Here is a 16,312-nt window from a genome sequence, read left to right as displayed (position 1 = left end):
GCTATGCGAGACTTCACAGGTGACCAGCACCCCCACGAAACCCCCCGTTGCCCTGCCTGACCTCGCCGGCGTCCAGCGTCGAACCCTGGTCGTCCTGTCCGCCGCGCAGATCGTGGGCGGTGTGGGGGTGGCCGTCGGGCTGGCGCTCAGCTCGGTGGTCGTGGACGAGCTGTCCGGCTCGACCGTGATCAGCGGGTTCGCCGGAACGGCGACCGTGCTCGGAGCGGCGCTGCTCGCGCTGCCGACCGCGCGGCTGTCGAGCCTGGGAGGCCGCCGGGTCGGCCTGTCGCTGACCTACCTGGCCGCGCTGGCGGGCTGCGCGATCTCGGTGGCCGCGATCAGCCTGGGCAACTGGCCGCTGCTGCTGGCCGGCCTGGTGCTGGTCGGCGGCGGCAGCGCGGGCAGCCTGGCGGCCCGCTACTCGGCCACCGACCTGTCACCAAAGGGCCACGCGGCCCGGCACCTGTCGCTGGTGGTGTGGGCCTCGACCGTCGGCTCGGTCGCCGGGCCCAACCTGGCCGAGCCCGCCGACCGGATGGGGATCGAGGCGGGGCTGGCGGCCAAGGCGGGGCCGTTCGCGTTCGCGGCGCTGGCGTTCGCCGTGGCGCTGGTGATCATCATCGGCGGCCTGCGCCCGGACCCGCTCAAGCTGGCCCGCGAGCTGGACGGCGCCCCCGAGCCCGGCCCCGGCCGCCACCGCACGATCAGGACGGGCCTGCGCACGCTGCGCGAGACCCCCATGGCCCGCCGCGCGCTCGTCATGATCGCGGTGGCCCACACCGCGATGGTCTCGATCATGTCGATGACCCCCGTCAAGCTCCACCACGACGGTTCGAACCTCAACGTCATCGGCCTGGTGATCAGCCTGCACATCGCCGGCATGTACATGTTCTCGCCGGTCGTGGGCTGGCTGGCCGACCGGGCGGGCAAGGTGCCGGTGCTGGTGCTCGGCTCGGCGCTGCTGCTGGCCGCGGCCGTCCTGGCGGGCACGGCGGGGCACCGGGTGTGGCAGGTGACGACGGCCCTCATCGTGCTCGGGCTCGGCTGGTCGTGCGGGCTGGTGGCCGGGTCGGCGCTGGTCACCGAGTCGGTGCCGATCGACCGCCGGCCCGCCGTGCAGGGCCTGTCCGACCTGCTGATGAACGTCTGCGGCGCCACCGGGACGATCATCGCGGGCGCCATCGTGGGCATCCTGTCCTACGGCGTGCTCGGCCTGGTCGTCGGCGTCATGGTCACCCTGGCCGGGCTCTGGCTGGTCTCGGCCCGGTACCGCGACCGCGCCCGACCGGCCTGAACGCTCACTTGGCATCGCCGTGGCACCCCACGGCGACGGTCTTCCAACGGTCACTTGGCGTCGCCGTAGCACCCCACGGCGACGGTCTCCATCGGGAAGCGCACCGGGGTCGAGCCGAACAGCAGCCTGCTCGCCTCGGCCGCCGCCGCCGTCACCGCCGCGGCGACCTCCTCCGCCTGCTCCAGCGGGCAGTGCACCATGACCTCGTCGTGCTGGAAGAACACCAGCCTGGCGGGCTCGGGCAGCAGCCCGCGCAGCACCGCCAGCAACGCCAGGGCCCATTCGGCCGCGGTGCCCTGCACCACGAAGTTCCTGGTGAACCTGCCCCGGTCGCGGGCCGCCCGGCCGCCCTCCGGGCCGGACACCAGCTCCTTCCACCGCCCGGACGGCGGCGGGCTGGTCCGCCCGAGCCACGACCGCACCAGCCGCCCCTCCTCCCCGGCCTTGGCCGCGTCCTCCACGAACTGGTACGCCTTGGGGAAGCGCTGGCGCATGACGGCCAGCAGCTTGGAGGCGTCGCCGCTGGTGCCGCCGTACATGGCGGACAGCATCGCGATCTTGGCGTTCCCGCGCTCGCCGCCGAACGACTGGGCCAGCGCCGAGTACAGGTCGATCTCCCCCGCCGCCCTGGCCAGCCCGCCGTCGCCGGCCATCGCGGCCAGCACCCTCGGCTCCAGCTGGGCCGCGTCGGCGACGACCAGCGTCCACCCCTCGTCGGCCACCACGACCCGGCGCATCACCTTGGGGATCTGCAGCGCCCCGCCGCCGCTGGTCGCCCACCGGCCGGACACCACGCCGCCGACGACGTACTCGGGGCGGAAGCGCCCGCCGCGCACCCACTGGTCGGCCCACACCCAGCCGTGGAAGCTGTAGAGCCGGGCCAGCTCCTTGTAGGCCAGCAGCGGCGCGACGGCGGGGTGGTCGATCTTCTTCAACTCCCACGACCGGGTCGTCTTCAGCGCCACCCCGGCCCCCTTGAACGCCTTGACGAGCTGCTGCACCGAGTCGGGGTTGACCGGGCGCCCGAAGGCCGCCGCCACCTCGTCGGCCAGCGCCTGGAGCTTGGCCGGGCGCATGCCGTGCACGGGCCGCGGGCCGAGCATGTCGGTGAGCAGCGCGTCGTGCACGTCCCGGCGCCAGGGCATGCCCTCGTGCGACATCTCGGCGGCGACCAGCGCGCCCGCGGACTCGGCGGCGACCAGCAGCCGGAAGCGGCCGGGCTCGGGCAGCTCCTCGATCCGGCGGAGCTGGTCGGCCAGCACCTCGGCCACCGCCTCGGCGGGCAGCGGCTCGGGCGCGAACAGCGTGCCGGGCACGCTCGGCTGGTCGTCGGGCACCGGCAGGCCGTGCAGCCGGGCGTGGGCGGCCCGCGCCGAGCGCGGCTCGCCGTAGCGGCCCTCGTGGGCGAGCAGCAGCCCCTCGGTGAGCGCGAGGTCGTGGCAGCGCGCGACCCGCACGCCCTGCTCCAGCAGCGGCGGGTACGTCTCCCGCGTGTCGGCCCAGACCCACCGCGGCCCGCCCCCGGACTCCAGCTCCCGCACCGCGGACGCCGGGCCGGCCGCGCGCCGGGCCGTTCCACCGACGGGAAGTACCGTCTCCCCCGCAACCACGACATACACGCACATAAGGGTGCCAAACAGCTACGACAAATCGATGTGCACCTCGTCCTCCAGCGGCGGCCGGAGCTCCTGCTCCAGGCAGCCGGTGGCGGCGAAACAGCGCAGGGTCAGCCGGTCGGGCGTGACCGACACGTGCAGGAACTGCTTGAAGAACGGCGGCTGGTCCCAGTCGGACAGCTCCGACAGGAAGCGGTGGAACACCTTGTCCACGGGCAGCCTGAACGGCCACGGCCAGGCCCCGAGCAGCCGCGCCGCCCAGCGCATCCGCCGGGTGACCGTGACCGCGCCCTCGACCGGCCGGGCCGGCCGGTTGCCGATCTGGCTGGACATGATGCACACCGCCTCGTCGGGGGTGAGGCAGAGCCACTTCATCCGCAGCCGGCGGGCGTAGAGCTGGCTGTAGAAGGACAGCGAGTCGCCGCGCAGCGGGTAGCACTTGAACTCGTCCTCGGCCACGCCGGCGACGTCCACCCTGCCGATGATGTGGGTGGCGTGCATGAAGGCGCCGCCGCCGCCGGTCACGATGTACTGGATCACCCGGTCGCCCACCTTGACCGGATAGCGCTGGTAGTTGTGCACGTCCCCGCCGATGGCCGCGACGTACCGGTGGGCCGGGTCGCGCACGATGTCATCGATCGTGCCGCCTTCCTCCAGCGGTGACGGCTTGTGGACGTTGCCGGTGTAGATGGGCTTCCCGGTCACCAGGATCTTCGGCCGCGGGTCCAGCGAGACACGGCGCAACCAGGCCGTCTGCGCCTTGTCCAGCACGTTCTTGATGCCGGTGTCCACGCCCACGACCAGCAGGCTGTCGCTCTCGATCACCCAGTACGGCGCCGGCTGCGCGGCCTGCTGGGCCGGCCGCCCCCGGAGCTTGCGCGCCTCTGCCAGCCTGCCCTCGTCGATCGTCTCCGGCTTGCGCCACAGCAGCCCGCGCAGCCCGCGGTCCGGCTTCGGCTTGAGCGGCGGGGCGTCGCAGAAGACCCGCATGAAGCCGCCGAGCCCGTCGTACCAGTCGTGGTTGCCGGGGATCGCGTAGATCGGCGCCTCGTAGTCCTTGTACGGGCGGAAGAACTTGTCCCCGTACTCGTTGCCCGACCCCGTCGGGTAGATGACGTCGCTGGCGATGACCGCGAACGAGGTGTCCTGCCCGAGCCTGAGCATCCCGGGGACGACGGCGTACTGGGAGGCGTCGCCCTCGCCGGTGTCGCCCAGAATCAGGAAATTGAAATTTCCCCCGACGCCGGGCTTGATGCGAAATTCCGGATCTATCCCGCGGGCTTCCTGTGCCGCGATCCACCGTTTCCGCACCTCCCCCGAAGGATCACCGAACAAGCTCGCCAGGATCTCGTTCCTGGACAACCAGAGTGTGCGTAAATTCAGCCAGGTGAATCCGCCCTTGTCCGGTCTGAGCTGGGCAAACGTCCCCGGTTCCGCACAGGCCCAGCCGGCCCCCGCCTTCGACACCCGTGAGGAATGCTGCTTCCCGCGCTCGGCCGCGACTTCCACCATGACCACATCTTTACCGGCATCCACCATTCGCGCACACTCCACTCTCCGTACTCCCGGAAACACAGATGGTGCGGCATGGTGTAACCTCACGTCCCCAAGCAAGCCCTTGGGACGCGGAGGTGGGCTCCCATGAACCGGAACGGCCCGGACGACGCGACCCGGATGGGCAGCCCCGACGCGGCGGCCGTGCAGGCGTTACTCGCCTACGCGCTCACCCTCCCCCGGCGGGGCGGCCGGGGCGTCGACCGGGCGCGCGAGGCCGTCGCCCAGAGCCGGGCGCTGGCCGCCCGCTCCCCCGCCGAGTACACCGGCCTGCTGGCCCACTGCCTGCGCACGACGGCCAGGCTGCTGCTCGACCGTTCCCGCGCCACCGAGGCGCTGCCCATGGCGCAGGAGGCGGTGGCGCTCAGCCGCGGGCTGGACGGCGGCCACCTCGCGGTCTCCCTCTACCGGCTGGCCGAGGCGTACGAGGCACTCCACCGCTACAGCGACGCCGCCGAGACGCTGGCGGAGGCCGATCAGATCCCCGGCGGCGACTGAGGGACGAGCACCCCCGGGTTGAGTATCCCGGCCGGGTCCAGCCGGTCCTTGACGGCCTGGAGCACGCCCACGCCCAGCGGGCCCAGCTCCGCGCCGTAGGCGTCCCGGTGGTCGCGGCCCACCCCGTGGTGGTGCGAGATCGTCCCGCCGGCCTCGACGATGGCCGCGTTCACCGCCTCCTTGGCCCGCTCCCACTGCTCGACCGGGTCGCCCTGCTGCGGGGTCACGACGGTGAAGTACAGCGAGGCGCCGGTCTCGTACACGTGGGAGACGTGGCACATGACCAGCGGCGAGCCGAGCGCCCCGAGCAGGGCCAGCCGGACCGCGTCGTACAGACGCGGCAGGTTCGACCAGAAGCCGGCCGTCTCCAGGGTCTCCACGGTGGCGCCCGCGCCGAGCAGCGAGTCACGCAGGTACGGCGCGGAGAAGCGGCCGTGCTCCCACGCCTGGCCGGGCTCGGGCCCCAGCGGCTCGCCGCCGTGCCGGGCCAGCACCGCGGCGGCCGCGGCGTGCCGGTGGCCGATCCAGTCGCCCTCGACGCCGAGGATCACCAGGCAGCCGGAGCCGCCGCCGCCGATCGCGTCCGGCCGGGCCAGGCCGATCATGGTCTCGGTCTCGTCGGAGAGCCGCAGCACGGTGGGAAGCGGGCCTTCCTGGGCGAGTGCCCGCACGGCGGCCGTCCCCGCTCGGAACGACTCGAACCGCCAGCCCTCGTAGCGCCGCTCGGCCGGCCTTCTGCGCACCCGCAGCCGCAGCGACGTGATGACGCCGAACGCCCCCTCCGAGCCGAGGACGAGCTGGCGCAGGTCGGGCCCGGCCGCGGACTTGGGCGCGCGGCCGAGCTCCAGCGTCCCGGACGGCGTCGCCAGGGTGAGGCCGACGACCATGTCGTCGAAGCGCCCGTACCCGGCCGAGGCCTGGCCGCTGGAGCGGGCCGCGGCGAAGCCGCCGAGCGTGGCGTACTCGAAGGACTGGGGGAAGTGCCCCAGCGTGAGGCCGTGCTCGGCGAGCAGCCGCTCGGCCTCGGGGGCGCGCACGCCGGGCTCGAAGTCGGCCACCATCGACTCGGCGTCGACCGAGCGGAGCCGGTCGAGCCTGCCCAGGTCGAGCGCGATCACGCCGGTGAAGCCGGCCCGCGCGGCCACGAGCCCGCCGACGACGGAGGTGCCGCCGCCGAAGGGCACGACCGCGACCCGCTCGGCCGCACACAGCCGCAGCAGCTCTTCCACCTCGTCGTGCGAGCCGGGCAGCACGACCGCGTCGGGGGCGTCGGAGCCGTCTCCCGCGCGCATCCGCAGCAGGTCGGGCGTGGACTTGCCGCGCGTGTGCCGCAGCCTGGCCTCGTGGGAGGTCAGCACGTGCGCGGGCCCGGTGACGGCCGCGAGCGCGGCCAGCACCGGCTCGGGCAGCGCGACCGGGGGCAGCCGGACCTCCTCGATGGCGGCGGCCGGGGTCTCGGGCGCGCGCACGCCGAGCAGGTCGTGCAGCAGCTTGCGGATCTGTTCGGGCAGCTCGCGGGCCTTGGCGGGGTCGCCCCAGCCACTCCACAGCATGGGTTCACCGGTCACGCATACACTGTGACACATGACGTCGAATCGTCACAATGAGGGTGTGCTGGACGCGGCCCGCGCGTGCGTGCTGGCCTACGGCGTGCGCAGGACCACGCTCACGGACGTGGCCAAGCGGGCGGGCGTGTCGCGGATGACGATCTACCGCCGCTGGCCGGACGTGCGCTCGCTGGTCGCCGACCTGATGACGCGGGAGTGGGTCGCGGTCGTGTCGGGGCTCGACCTGTCCGCCCCGGTGCCCGCGATCGTGGCGGGCGTACGCGGGCTGCGCGGGCACCCGCTGTGGCGGAAGATCGTGGAGGCGGACCCGGAGCTGCTGCTGCCGTACCTGCTGGACCGGCGGGGGGCGAGCCACGAGGCGGTGCTGGCCCTGCTGGAGCCGGCGGTCGGCGGGCCGGCCAGGGCGCGGGCCGTGCTGCTGGTCGCCCAGTCGTTCCTGCTGTCGGCCCCCACGATGCTCGACCCCGTGACGCTCGACGACCTGGACGCCGAACTCACCGCCCTGCTGGAGGCCTACCTTGGATAGCTCGCTGAACGCCCGCAGAAGGTCGTACGAACTGGGCGTGGTCGCCGCCGAGCGGCTGGACGTGCTGGTGGTGGGGCTCGGCGCGACGGGAGCCGGCGCGGCCCTCGACGCCGCCTCCCGCGGGCTGAGCGTAGCGGCGGTCGACGCGCACGACCTGGCTTTCGGCACGTCGAGGTGGAGCTCCAAGATGGTCCACGGCGGGCTGCGCTACCTGGCCAAGGGCCAGGTGGACGTGGCCTACGAGAGCGCGGTCGAGCGCGGCATCCTGCTCAGGACGACGGCTCCGCACCTGGTCAAGGCCCATCCGTACCTGCTGCCGCTGACGCCGGCGGTCTCCCCGCGGCAGGCCGCCCTGGTGATGACCGGCTACCGGCTCGGCGACGGGCTGCGGACCGCCGCGCGCACGCCGCGCCGCCTGCTGCCCGGCCCCACGCGGCTCGGCGCGGCGCGCGCCCACACGCTCGCGCCGGTGCTGGCGCGCGACGGCCTGCGCGGCGGCCTGCTGTCGTGGGACGGCCGGCTGCTCGACGACGCCCGCCTGGTCGTGGCGCTGGCCAGGACCGCCGCCGGGCACGGCGCCCGCGTCCTGACCCGCTGCCGCGCCCTGCGGCTCACGGACGAGGGCGCCGAGGTGCGCGACGAGCTGACCGGCGAGCGGTTCACCATCCGGGCCAGGGCGGTGGTCAACGCGACGGGCGTGTGGGCCGGGCAGCTCGACCCGGCGGTACGGCTGCGGCCGTCCCGGGGCAGCCACCTCGTGCTCGACGCCGGGACGCTGCCGGGGCTGATCGCCGGCATGCACGTGCCCATTCCCGGAGAGAGCAACCGATTCGCGCTCGTACTCCCCCAGGGCGACGGCCGCGTCTACGTCGGGCTGACCGACGAACCGGTGGACGGGCCGGTGCCCGACGTCCCCGAGGTGCCCGCGGAGGACGTCACAGCGCTCCTGGAGGTGCTGAACGGCATTCTGGAGACTCGGGTGACACCTGAGGCGGTCGCGGGCGCGTACGCGGGCCTGAGGCCGCTCCTGGCCGCGGACGGCCGCACGGCGGACCTCTCCCGCCGGCACGCGGTCCTGTCGGACGGCGGTGTGGTCACGGTCGTCGGGGGCAAGCTCACCACATACCGGCGAATGGCCGAGGACGCCATCGACCGGGCCGTCTCCCTCAAAGAGCTCAGCGCCGGACCGAGCCGGACGAAGCAGATCCCACTGGTCGGCGCGGGCCCGCAGCCGGACGGGGTGCCGCCCCGGCTGGCCGAGCGGTACGGCAGCGAGGCCGCGGCGGCGTACGAGCTGGTCAAGGCCCACCCCGAGGAGGTCGGGCTGGGCCTGACCGAGGGCGACCTGCTCTGGTCGGTCCGGCACGAGGGCGCGCTCGACGAGGCCGACCTGCTGGACCGCAGGACCCGGATCGGCCTGGTCGCCGCCGACCGCGACCGGGCGCTGCCCGCGACACGCGACGTGCTCGGGATCACCTGACCCCGGCCCCAAACCCGCCAATGCGTTAGGTTATCCTTACCTAATTCGTCGGGAAGGGGGAGGCGTTGGCGAGGGGATGCGAGCATCCGGCGGGCTGCCACACGGGAGCCATGCCCACCCTGGCCAGCGCCACCGTGGGAGCCCGGCTCTGGCTGCTCGTCGAGTACGCCGGCGCGTGGCCGTCCCACCTGGAAAGCTTGCAACTTCCTGAAGAAATCTCCGAACTCGTGCGCAGAGCGCTCGAACGCGGTATCAGGCCCCAGCTCATCAGGCGTCCGGGCAAGCGAACCCGCCAGCGGGACCAGGGCATCCGTGTGCTATTGGCGTACGCGGCGGGCGACCACCCCTGGTTGGCCAGCGGTGTCGTCGCAGGTCCGGACGATCTTGACCTGGACGCCTTCGTGGCCGGAGTGCTCCCGGAGTCCTGCATACTTGATGACGAGCCGGTATTTCTGGTCTGCACGCACGCCAAGCGCAATGCGTGCTGCGCCCGCATTGGACTACCCCTCGCTCGGTCGCTGGCCGAATCTTTGCCCGACAGAGTGTGGGAAACGTCACACGTTGGCGGCGATCGCTACGCCGCCAACCTCGTGTGCTTGCCACACGGAATTTTCTACGGCAGCATGTCTCAGGCTGCTGCACTGGCAGCGGCTAACGCGTACCGGTCGGGCGAGGTCATCCTCGACCGTCTCCGGGGCGCGCAGGCATCCCTGAGCCATTGCAAGCCGTCGAGCATTTTGCCCGAGCCCATACGGGAGAGTGCTCCGTCGGCGCAGTGGCCGTGGAATCCTCCAGGTCGGACGGCGACGTCACCGAAGCAGTCGTGCGCTGCGGAGACGTCCGGTTCCAGGTTGTGGTTGAGCCATCGGCGTTCACAGCGCCGTGTGGTACGGCTTGCGCCGAGACGATCACCACCTACCGGCTGGTTTCGCTGGACAGGCTCACGCCTGTGCGGTACGCCACGCCCGCCCTCGCCTGACTAGGGAACATCACGGCCCGTCCTTGCGTTGGAACAGTGACGCCAAAAGCGTCCAATGCGGCTCAATTACCGAAATACCTCTCACGAAGGTGGTTTTCTCATGTCTCAGGTACGTCGGCAGCTCGCCCGCCCGCGCCCCAGCTGGGGTTGGCAGGATGATGCCGCGTGCCGGGGTGAGGATCTCGTGCTCTTCTTCGGCCCCGACGGGGAGCGGCAGCCCGAGCGTGACGTACGTGAGCGGAAGGCCAAGGCGATCTGCGCCGGGTGCCCTGTCCGCAACGAGTGCCTAGACTACGCGCTGTCCCGGCCGGAGAAGTACGGCACGTGGGGCGGTCTCAACGAGGACGAGCGCGCCAGCGAGCGTCGCCGTCGCATGCGCCGCGCCGCCAGCGCCGGCATCTCCGCCGCCTGACACACCTCGGCAGCATCAACGATCATCGCGTGATCACTCAGTTGTCCCGATGAACCGGAGCCTGGCCTTCCATGCCCAGGCTCTGGCGAACCCGGTCGGGGCAACTGCCTGATCAGGCCCGAGATCGTCATCCCGCACAAAGCATCGCCCGGCCACCCCCGCCCGACCCAGGGCAGGGGTGGCCGTCGCGTTTCCCATCGTCCGCGCCTTTCGTCCAGGCATGTGCGCAGGTCATCGGGCTCGGGACTGACTGGCAATGATGTCCGATTCATCCATGAGCGTCCCTGTAGGTCGTCTCGTGTTCGGAATGCCGTCATGTGCCGCCTCTAGCGTGCCCGCCATGAGACGCATCACCATCCTGACGTGCGCGGCGGCCGTCGCGCTCGCCCTCGCCGCCCCGGCCACCGCCGCCATGGCCGATCCCGCCCGGCCCGAGGACCGCGGACCCGCCACGTTCGGCCGGGCCACGCTGACCGGCTTCGCCGCGCTGCCCGCGCAGACCTACGTGCCCGGCAGCGAGCCGTCGGGCTCCCTCCTCGGCACCGCGCCGGTCAACGGCGTCACCCCGCCCTTCCCCGGCCAGCCCGTGCAGGGCTTCAGCGGCATCGCCCGCCGCCATGACGGCACCTTCGACGTGCTGTCCGACAACGGCTTCGGCAACAAGGCCAACAGCGCCGACTTCCTCCTGCGCGTGCACCGCGTCAAGCCGGACTTCGCCGCCAAGAGGGTCGAGGTGCTCGGCGGCTTCAACCTGACCGATCCGCGGGGGCTCGTCCCGTTCGCCCTGACCCGCAAGGACCGCACGCTGACGGGCTCCGACTTCGACGTCGAGTCGATCGTGCGCGCGACGGACGGCACGTACTGGATCGGCGACGAGTTCGGCCCGTTCCTGCTGCACTTCGACCGCAAGGGCCGGCTGCTCGACGCCCCGATCGAGCTGCCCGGCGTCAAGGCCCCCGAGAACCCGTGGCTGAACGGCGCCCAGCCCGACCTGGCCAGCTCCAAGGGCTTCGAGGGCATGGCCAGGTCGGTGGACGGCCGCCGGCTCTACCCGCTGCTCGAAGGCACGGTGAACGGCGACCCCGCGGGCACTCTGCGGATGAACGAGTTCGACCTGCGCAAGCGCGCATACACCGGGCGCACGTGGACGTACCGGCTGGAGGACCCCGCGCACTCCATCGGTGACGCCGTCGCCGTGGACGCGAACCGCTTCCTGATCATCGAGCGGGACAACCTCCAGGGCGACGCGGCCAAGGTCAAGCGCGTCTACCTGGCCGACACGCGCGACAGGGACCACGACGGCGCCCTGGACAAGACGCAGGTGGCCGACCTGCTCGACCTGGCCGACCCGCGCGGCATCGGCGGCACGCCCGGCACGTTCAGGTTCCCGTTCCAGACCATCGAGGACGTCGTCGTCCTCGACGACCGCACCCTCGGCCTCCTGGACGACAACAACTTCCCCTTCTCCAACGGCCGTACGCCGGGCCGTCCCGACGACAACGAGTTCATCACCGTCCGGCTCTCGCGCGGCCTTCAGGCCGATCCGCGAATTTTCCGGTAGAAGCATGTAGAGAAGCGTGGGACGGCTCCGACCTCCTCGTGACAGGAGCCCGCAGAAGGAGTTCGACATGCAGTCCACGGTTCAGACCGTCACCTCGGCCGACGGCACCCGCATCGCGTTCGAGAGCAGCGGCGAGGGCCACCCGGTGATCCTGGTGGGCGGTGCCTTCAACGACCGCACCACCGTCGCCGCCCTCGCCGCCGCGCTCGCCCCCGGCTTCCGCGCGATCGCCCACGACCGCCGCGGCCGGGGCGGCAGCGGCGACGCGCCCGCCTACGCCGTGGAGCGGGAGATCGAGGACCTCGCCGCGCTGATCGAGCACGCGGGCGGCTCGGCGAGCGTCTTCGGCCACTCCTCCGGCGCCATCCTCGCGCTGGAGGCCGCGGCGTACGGGCTGCCGATCGCCCGCCTGGCCGTCTACGAGCCGCCGTACGTCGTGGACGGCGCGCGCACCGCGCCCGGCGGCGACTTCGCCGAGCGCCTGCGCGCCCTCGTCGAGGGGGACCGCCGCGACGAGGCCGTGGCGCTGTTCCTGACCGAGGGCGCCGACGTGCCCGCGGAGGCCGTGGCGGGCATGCGGTCGGAGCCCGTGTGGGGCTGGTTCACCGCTCTGGCGCACACGCTCGCCTACGACGCCGCCGTGTGCGGTCCGGGGCAGTCACTGCCGGTCGAGCGGCTGTCCCGCATCACCGTGCCCACCCTGGCGATCGGCGGCGACCAGTCCCCGAAGTGGATGCTGGACGCCGTGCGGGCCGTCGCCGACGCCGTGCCGGGCGCCCGGCACGTGGTCCTGCCGGGCGAGGACCACGGCGTGCTCGGCCGGCCTGAGGCGCTGCTTCCGACGCTGACCGACTTCCTGTCCTGAGCGGGTCCGCCACGAAAGAGCCTGTCTGAGCGGGGTCATCCGCTTCCGGGGTGCTTGCCGAGTGCGTCCCGCAGCTCCGCCGCCGCCTCCGGGGTCAGCAGGGGGTGGGAGTAGAGGTCGAGCAGGGTGAGCGCGAGCAGGTGGGCGCCTTCGGGGCTGAACACGTCCACGCCGAGGCCGCGGGAGACGTGCTTGTGCAGCACGCCGACCGACAGCGACATGGCCGTGGACACGGTCGCGCGCGCCCTGCGCCCGGCGAACGGCTCGTCGGTGCGGGTCTCGTCGAGCTCCTCCAGCCACCGCTCGCTCAGCTCGGCGATGCCGTCGAACAGCGGCGCCGCCCAGCCCTCGGCCAGCGCCCGCGCCACGTACAGCCGGTAGGGCGCCAGCGCGTCGAGCGCCGCGGCCACGGGGTTGCGCCCGGCGGGCACGGCGCCGGCGCGGACGTCGTCGTCGATCCGCCGGACGACCCTGATCAGGTGTTCGTCGCACGCCTCGCGCAACGCCTGCTTGGAGCCGTAGTGGTGGCGCAGCAGCCCCGGGGACACCCCGGCGGTCCCGGCGATGGCGCGGGTCGTGGCCCCCTCGAAGCCGTGCTCGCCGAAGTGCAGCAGCGCCGCCTCCCTGATGCGGGCGCGCGCGGTGAGGTCTTCGGGCTCGGTCATGCGGTACGGCTCCCGTCCGGACGTGCGGATCGTGACGACCCTACACGCGGGTACACGAAGCGGACGGCGATAAGGTGCCCTTCATGCCGGACTCAGCACTCGTGACCGCGGACGACCTCGACGAGGCCGTCGCCCTCGCCGTCGACACGCTGCGGGCCGCGCCGCCGCAGGCGTGGGAGGCGAAGGCGGGCTCACTGGAGTGGACCTGCTGGGAGACCGTCGAGCACCTCGCCGACGACCTGTTCGCCTACGCCGCCCAGCTGGGGCTCAACGTGCCGCCGCTGGACACCTACGTGCCCTTCGCGCTGGAGCGGCGCAGGCCCGGCGGCCCGAACAACACCATCCACGCCGACCGCGCGGCCGGGCCCACCGGGCTGCTGCAGGTGCTCCAGGCCTCCGGCGCGCTGCTGTCGGCCATGGTCCGCACCGCGCCGCCGCAGGCGCGCGGTCATCACATCTTCGGCATGGCGGACGCCTCGGCGACCGCCGCGATGGGCCTGGTGGAAACGCTCGTGCATCTGCACGACGTGTCCGAGGGGCTGGGCCTGGCCTGGGAGCCGCCCGTGGACCTGTGCTCGCGGGTGCTGGCCCGCCTGTTCCCCGACGCCCCCGTGGACACCGCCCCCTGGGCCACGCTGCTGTGGGCGACCGGCCGCGGCGAGCTGCCCGGACGGCCACGTCAGACCCGGTGGCGCTGGTACAACGAACCCCGCTGATCAGACGATCAGGTCGTCGAACTCCCCGTCCTTGGCCCCCAGGACGAACGCGCTGATCTCGGCCTGCGTGTACACCAGCGCGGGGCCGTCGGGGAAGCGGGAGTTGCGCATGGCGATCTCACCCGTGGGCAGGCCCGCGACCTCGACGCAGTTGCCGTTGGGATTGCTTCGCCTGCTCTTGCGCCACACGACGGGAAGGTGACCGGCGGGGGTTCCGTTCCGGAACTCGTGCATGGGGGAAGCTCCTAGCGATCTTACGGATGCACGTGCATCCGCGTTTGCGCTGACCATACGACAGCACGACAGACTCCATATACCGGATGACCAAAAATCCGACTATGGAGTGGATCACAGGAGTTTCAGCAGCTCATCCGGAAATGAGCTGTTCCAGAAAGCGCCGTGTCTGCTTCGGCTCCAGGGCCTGGATGCTCAGCCGGTCCATGACCTCCATGTAGTGGTCGGAGTCGACCGGCTTGTCCAGATAGAGAGCGCTGGTGAGCTGCTCCATGTAGACCACGTCGGGCAGCTCGCGCTCGGGGAAGCGCAGGATGCTGAACGAGCCGCCGGCCGCCGCGTGCCCGCCGCTCTCGAACGGCATCACCTGCACGGTGACGTTACGCTCCTCCGTGGCGTCGAGCAGGTGGCGGATCTGCTCGCGCATGACGTCGGCCCCGCCGAGCCCCCGCCGCAGGACGGCCTCGTCGATCACGGCCCACAGCTTGAGCCCGCTCTCCAGGCGCCTCTGCCGGGTGGTGCGCAGGGTGACGCGGCGGTCGAGCTCGGGGTCGAGCGCCTTCTCGTTGCCGAGCCGGATCACGGCCTTGGCGTAGGCGGGCGTCTGCAGCAGGCCGGGGACGAACTGGTTCTCGAACGTGCGGATGGCCGAGGCGGCCCCCTCCAGCCCGATGTAGACCTCGAACCAGCCGGGCAGCAGGTCGCCGTACTTGTGCCACCAGCCCGGCGCGTTGGCCTGCCGGGCCAGGGCGAGCAGCGGCTCGCGGTCCTCCGGGGCGGTGACGCCATAGAGGGTGAGCAGGTCGGCGACGTCCCGCTGCTTGAAGCTGACCTGGCCGAGCTCAAGTCGGCTGATCTTCGCATGAGATGCCCGAATCGAGTACCCGGCATCCTCCCGGGAGATACCCTTCTCGGTACGGAGCCTGCGCAGTTGCGTACCCAGCAGGATCCGCAGCACCGTCGGGCTTCCCGGCGTGTAGCTGAGAAGCTTTCCCTCCGCGCTCTGTGCGCTCACTCGACCGCTCCTAGATCATCTGCACGTGCAGATGGTATTCGCATCGGTAAAACACGAAAAGTCTTGCATCACTACCCACACCCCGTAAAGATGGGCACTGGATCACCAGACCGCGCTTCGGGGGCCAGAATGACGACTTTCGACGCTCGGCCGCAAGCCGCCATCGGTTCCCGGCCACCAGGGTGGCTCGCCACCATTCTGGTGGATGGGCGCGCCGGAGAGTGCGACGCGGTGTTCCCGTTCCACGAACGCACCGCGTTCGAGCCGGCGTGCGTGGCGACGGCCCGGCGGTTCGTCGACCAGACGCTCACCTCGTGGGCCGCCGCCGACCTGGCCTACGACGTGCAACTGGTGGTCTCGGAGCTGGTCACGAACGCGATGCGGCACGGCGGCGGAGCCGTACAGCTCCGACTGCTCTTCCGCCGGCCCGAGCTGGCCTGCGTGGTGACCGATCACAGCGAGACCGTCCCGGTGGCGGCGCCGGCCGACGTGTTCGCCGAGTTCGGGCGCGGGCTGCGGCTGGTCGACGCGCTCTGCAACGCGTGGGGCTGGTTCGCCCCCGGCGGCTCCCGGAAGCTGGTCTGGGCGGTCCTGTCCGCATAGACACCGGTACGAGCGGCGCCGTCCGGTGAAGGTCACCTCCGCTCCAGGAGGTCCAGCACGTCGTCGTCGGTGAGCTGGTCGAAGTGTTCGTACCACTGGCCGACCGCCCTGAAGTCGATCGGGGTCAGCAGCACCACCACCTCGTCGGCCTCCGCACGCATCATCTCGACGGTCTCCTCGGCGCCGACCGGCACGGCCAGCGTCACCCTCGCGGGGCCGGCCGCGGCCACCGCGCGCAGGGCCGCCCGCGCCGTCACGCCCGTGGCCAGGCCGTCGTCCACGACGATCACCTCACGTCCGGCCAGCGGCGGCAGCGGCCGGTCACCCCGGTAGGCCCGCACCCGCCTGGCCAGCTCGTGCCGCTCCCGCTCGACCACGTCGGCCACGTCCTCGGGCGTCAGGCCCAGCCGGTCGAGCATCGTCAGGTCGAACACCGGCTCGCCGCCCTCGGCGATCGCCCCCACGCCCAGCTCGGGAGCGGGCGGGTAGCCGATCTTCCGGGTGACGAGCACGTCCAGCTCGCCGCCGAGCCGGCGGACGACCGGCACGGCGACGGCGACCCCGCCACGCGGCAACGCCAGCACGACGGGGTCGCGCACCTCCGGCAGCCGCTCGGCCAGCAACGCCCCGGCCGCGGCCCGATCCGCGAACACCTGCATGACCTGTGCATACCCGCACAACCCCCTCTACTCGCCTCCCTCCTGCACCAGGCAGGAGGAAGGGAAG

Annotated in this window: 17 protein-coding genes; 10 read left to right on the top strand and 7 right to left on the bottom strand. The window is 72.3% G+C overall.

The window, feature by feature from the left end; genetic code table 11:
- Positions 1-19 precede the first annotated feature (19 nt).
- On the top strand, positions 20-1,294 hold the full coding sequence (locus ACNF49_RS19610; protein ID WP_357964835.1) for an MFS transporter: 1,275 nt from the start codon (positions 20-22) through the stop codon (positions 1,292-1,294).
- A 50-nt stretch (positions 1,295-1,344) separates the two neighbouring features.
- On the opposite strand, the gene ACNF49_RS19605 is transcribed toward ACNF49_RS19610, so the two are convergent.
- Complete coding sequence (locus ACNF49_RS19605; RefSeq protein WP_482944604.1) at positions 1,345-2,919, bottom strand: bifunctional 3'-5' exonuclease/DNA polymerase; 1,575 nt, start codon at positions 2,917-2,919, stop codon at positions 1,345-1,347.
- A 15-nt stretch (positions 2,920-2,934) separates the two neighbouring features.
- Positions 2,935-4,245 (bottom strand): metallophosphoesterase family protein, encoded by a 1,311-nt coding sequence (locus tag ACNF49_RS19600; RefSeq protein WP_482944603.1) that lies wholly within the window; start codon positions 4,243-4,245, stop codon positions 2,935-2,937.
- A gap of 306 nt (positions 4,246-4,551) precedes the next feature.
- Between ACNF49_RS19600 and ACNF49_RS19595 the strand changes: the two genes are divergently transcribed.
- On the top strand, positions 4,552-4,962 hold the full coding sequence (locus tag ACNF49_RS19595) for a hypothetical protein (RefSeq protein ID WP_357964838.1): 411 nt from the start codon (positions 4,552-4,554) through the stop codon (positions 4,960-4,962).
- Here the strand turns inward: ACNF49_RS19595 and ACNF49_RS19590 are convergent.
- Positions 4,941-6,515, bottom strand: coding sequence for an FAD-binding oxidoreductase (locus ACNF49_RS19590; protein ID WP_357965853.1), 1,575 nt, complete (start codon positions 6,513-6,515; stop codon positions 4,941-4,943). The genes ACNF49_RS19595 and ACNF49_RS19590 overlap by 22 nt on opposite strands.
- Positions 6,516-6,546: 31 nt before the next feature.
- Here ACNF49_RS19590 and ACNF49_RS19585 point away from each other — a divergent pair, with 31 nt between their 5' ends.
- The 6 genes from ACNF49_RS19585 to ACNF49_RS19560 all read left to right on the top strand — a co-directional run bounded on the left by ACNF49_RS19585 (position 6,547) and on the right by ACNF49_RS19560 (position 12,353).
- Positions 6,547-7,056, top strand: coding sequence for a TetR/AcrR family transcriptional regulator (locus ACNF49_RS19585; RefSeq protein ID WP_482944602.1), 510 nt, complete (start codon positions 6,547-6,549; stop codon positions 7,054-7,056).
- Positions 7,049-8,536, top strand: a complete 1,488-nt coding sequence (locus tag ACNF49_RS19580) for a glycerol-3-phosphate dehydrogenase/oxidase (protein ID WP_482944601.1) — start codon at positions 7,049-7,051, stop codon at positions 8,534-8,536. Before ACNF49_RS19585 ends, ACNF49_RS19580 begins: the two co-directional genes overlap by 8 nt.
- A gap of 110 nt (positions 8,537-8,646) precedes the next feature.
- On the top strand, positions 8,647-9,519 hold the full coding sequence (locus ACNF49_RS19575; protein WP_482944600.1) for a sucrase ferredoxin: 873 nt from the start codon (positions 8,647-8,649) through the stop codon (positions 9,517-9,519).
- A gap of 96 nt (positions 9,520-9,615) precedes the next feature.
- On the top strand, positions 9,616-9,927 hold the full coding sequence (locus ACNF49_RS19570) for a WhiB family transcriptional regulator (RefSeq protein WP_125634885.1): 312 nt from the start codon (positions 9,616-9,618) through the stop codon (positions 9,925-9,927).
- Between the two features lie 340 nt (positions 9,928-10,267).
- On the top strand, positions 10,268-11,488 hold the full coding sequence (locus tag ACNF49_RS19565; protein WP_482944599.1) for an esterase-like activity of phytase family protein: 1,221 nt from the start codon (positions 10,268-10,270) through the stop codon (positions 11,486-11,488).
- Between the two features lie 67 nt (positions 11,489-11,555).
- Positions 11,556-12,353, top strand: coding sequence for an alpha/beta fold hydrolase (locus ACNF49_RS19560; RefSeq protein WP_482944598.1), 798 nt, complete (start codon positions 11,556-11,558; stop codon positions 12,351-12,353).
- Between the two features lie 35 nt (positions 12,354-12,388).
- On the opposite strand, the gene ACNF49_RS19555 is transcribed toward ACNF49_RS19560, so the two are convergent.
- On the bottom strand, positions 12,389-13,018 hold the full coding sequence (locus ACNF49_RS19555) for a TetR/AcrR family transcriptional regulator (RefSeq protein ID WP_482944597.1): 630 nt from the start codon (positions 13,016-13,018) through the stop codon (positions 12,389-12,391).
- A gap of 83 nt (positions 13,019-13,101) precedes the next feature.
- Between ACNF49_RS19555 and ACNF49_RS19550 the strand changes: the two genes are divergently transcribed.
- Complete coding sequence (locus ACNF49_RS19550; RefSeq protein WP_482944596.1) at positions 13,102-13,734, top strand: maleylpyruvate isomerase N-terminal domain-containing protein; 633 nt, start codon at positions 13,102-13,104, stop codon at positions 13,732-13,734.
- On the opposite strand, the gene ACNF49_RS19545 is transcribed toward ACNF49_RS19550, so the two are convergent.
- Complete coding sequence (locus ACNF49_RS19545) at positions 13,735-13,968, bottom strand: DUF397 domain-containing protein (protein ID WP_352327185.1); 234 nt, start codon at positions 13,966-13,968, stop codon at positions 13,735-13,737.
- Between the two features lie 133 nt (positions 13,969-14,101).
- Positions 14,102-14,983, bottom strand: coding sequence for a Sco1979 family transcriptional regulator (locus ACNF49_RS19540; protein WP_482944595.1), 882 nt, complete (start codon positions 14,981-14,983; stop codon positions 14,102-14,104).
- Positions 14,984-15,214: 231 nt separating this feature from the next.
- On the opposite strand from ACNF49_RS19540, the gene ACNF49_RS19535 reads away from it, so the two are divergent.
- Positions 15,215-15,586: an ATP-binding protein gene (locus tag ACNF49_RS19535; protein WP_357964858.1), complete on the top strand. Its 372-nt coding sequence runs from the start codon at positions 15,215-15,217 to the stop codon at positions 15,584-15,586.
- A 32-nt stretch (positions 15,587-15,618) separates the two neighbouring features.
- Here ACNF49_RS19535 and ACNF49_RS19530 read toward each other — a convergent pair whose 3' ends face one another.
- Positions 15,619-16,245 (bottom strand): phosphoribosyltransferase, encoded by a 627-nt coding sequence (locus tag ACNF49_RS19530; protein ID WP_482944593.1) that lies wholly within the window; start codon positions 16,243-16,245, stop codon positions 15,619-15,621.
- Between the last annotated feature and the right edge of the window lie 67 nt (positions 16,246-16,312).

The sequence above is a fragment of the Actinomadura sp. ATCC 39365 genome (assembly GCF_054392275.1).
The sequence above is the reverse complement of the archived record's forward strand: the minus strand, read 5'-3'. Positions and strand labels throughout refer to the sequence as shown.

Bases quoted from the DNA above. Each gene is read 5' to 3' on its own strand.
- ACNF49_RS19605 (WP_482944604.1), bottom strand. From the start codon at position 2,919: ATGTGCGTGTATGTCGTGGTTGCGGGGGAGACGGTACTTCCCGTCGGT.
- ACNF49_RS19595 (WP_357964838.1), top strand. From the start codon at position 4,552: ATGAACCGGAACGGCCCGGACGACGCGACCCGGATGGGCAGCCCCGAC.
- ACNF49_RS19590 (WP_357965853.1), bottom strand. From the start codon at position 6,515: ATGCTGTGGAGTGGCTGGGGCGACCCCGCCAAGGCCCGCGAGCTGCCC.
- ACNF49_RS19585 (WP_482944602.1), top strand. From the start codon at position 6,547: ATGACGTCGAATCGTCACAATGAGGGTGTGCTGGACGCGGCCCGCGCG.
- ACNF49_RS19575 (WP_482944600.1), top strand. From the start codon at position 8,647: ATGCCCACCCTGGCCAGCGCCACCGTGGGAGCCCGGCTCTGGCTGCTC.
- ACNF49_RS19570 (WP_125634885.1), top strand. From the start codon at position 9,616: ATGTCTCAGGTACGTCGGCAGCTCGCCCGCCCGCGCCCCAGCTGGGGT.
- ACNF49_RS19565 (WP_482944599.1), top strand. From the start codon at position 10,268: ATGAGACGCATCACCATCCTGACGTGCGCGGCGGCCGTCGCGCTCGCC.
- ACNF49_RS19560 (WP_482944598.1), top strand. From the start codon at position 11,556: ATGCAGTCCACGGTTCAGACCGTCACCTCGGCCGACGGCACCCGCATC.
- ACNF49_RS19555 (WP_482944597.1), bottom strand. From the start codon at position 13,018: ATGACCGAGCCCGAAGACCTCACCGCGCGCGCCCGCATCAGGGAGGCG.
- ACNF49_RS19550 (WP_482944596.1), top strand. From the start codon at position 13,102: ATGCCGGACTCAGCACTCGTGACCGCGGACGACCTCGACGAGGCCGTC.
- ACNF49_RS19545 (WP_352327185.1), bottom strand. From the start codon at position 13,968: ATGCACGAGTTCCGGAACGGAACCCCCGCCGGTCACCTTCCCGTCGTG.
- ACNF49_RS19530 (WP_482944593.1), bottom strand. From the start codon at position 16,245: ATGCAGGTGTTCGCGGATCGGGCCGCGGCCGGGGCGTTGCTGGCCGAG.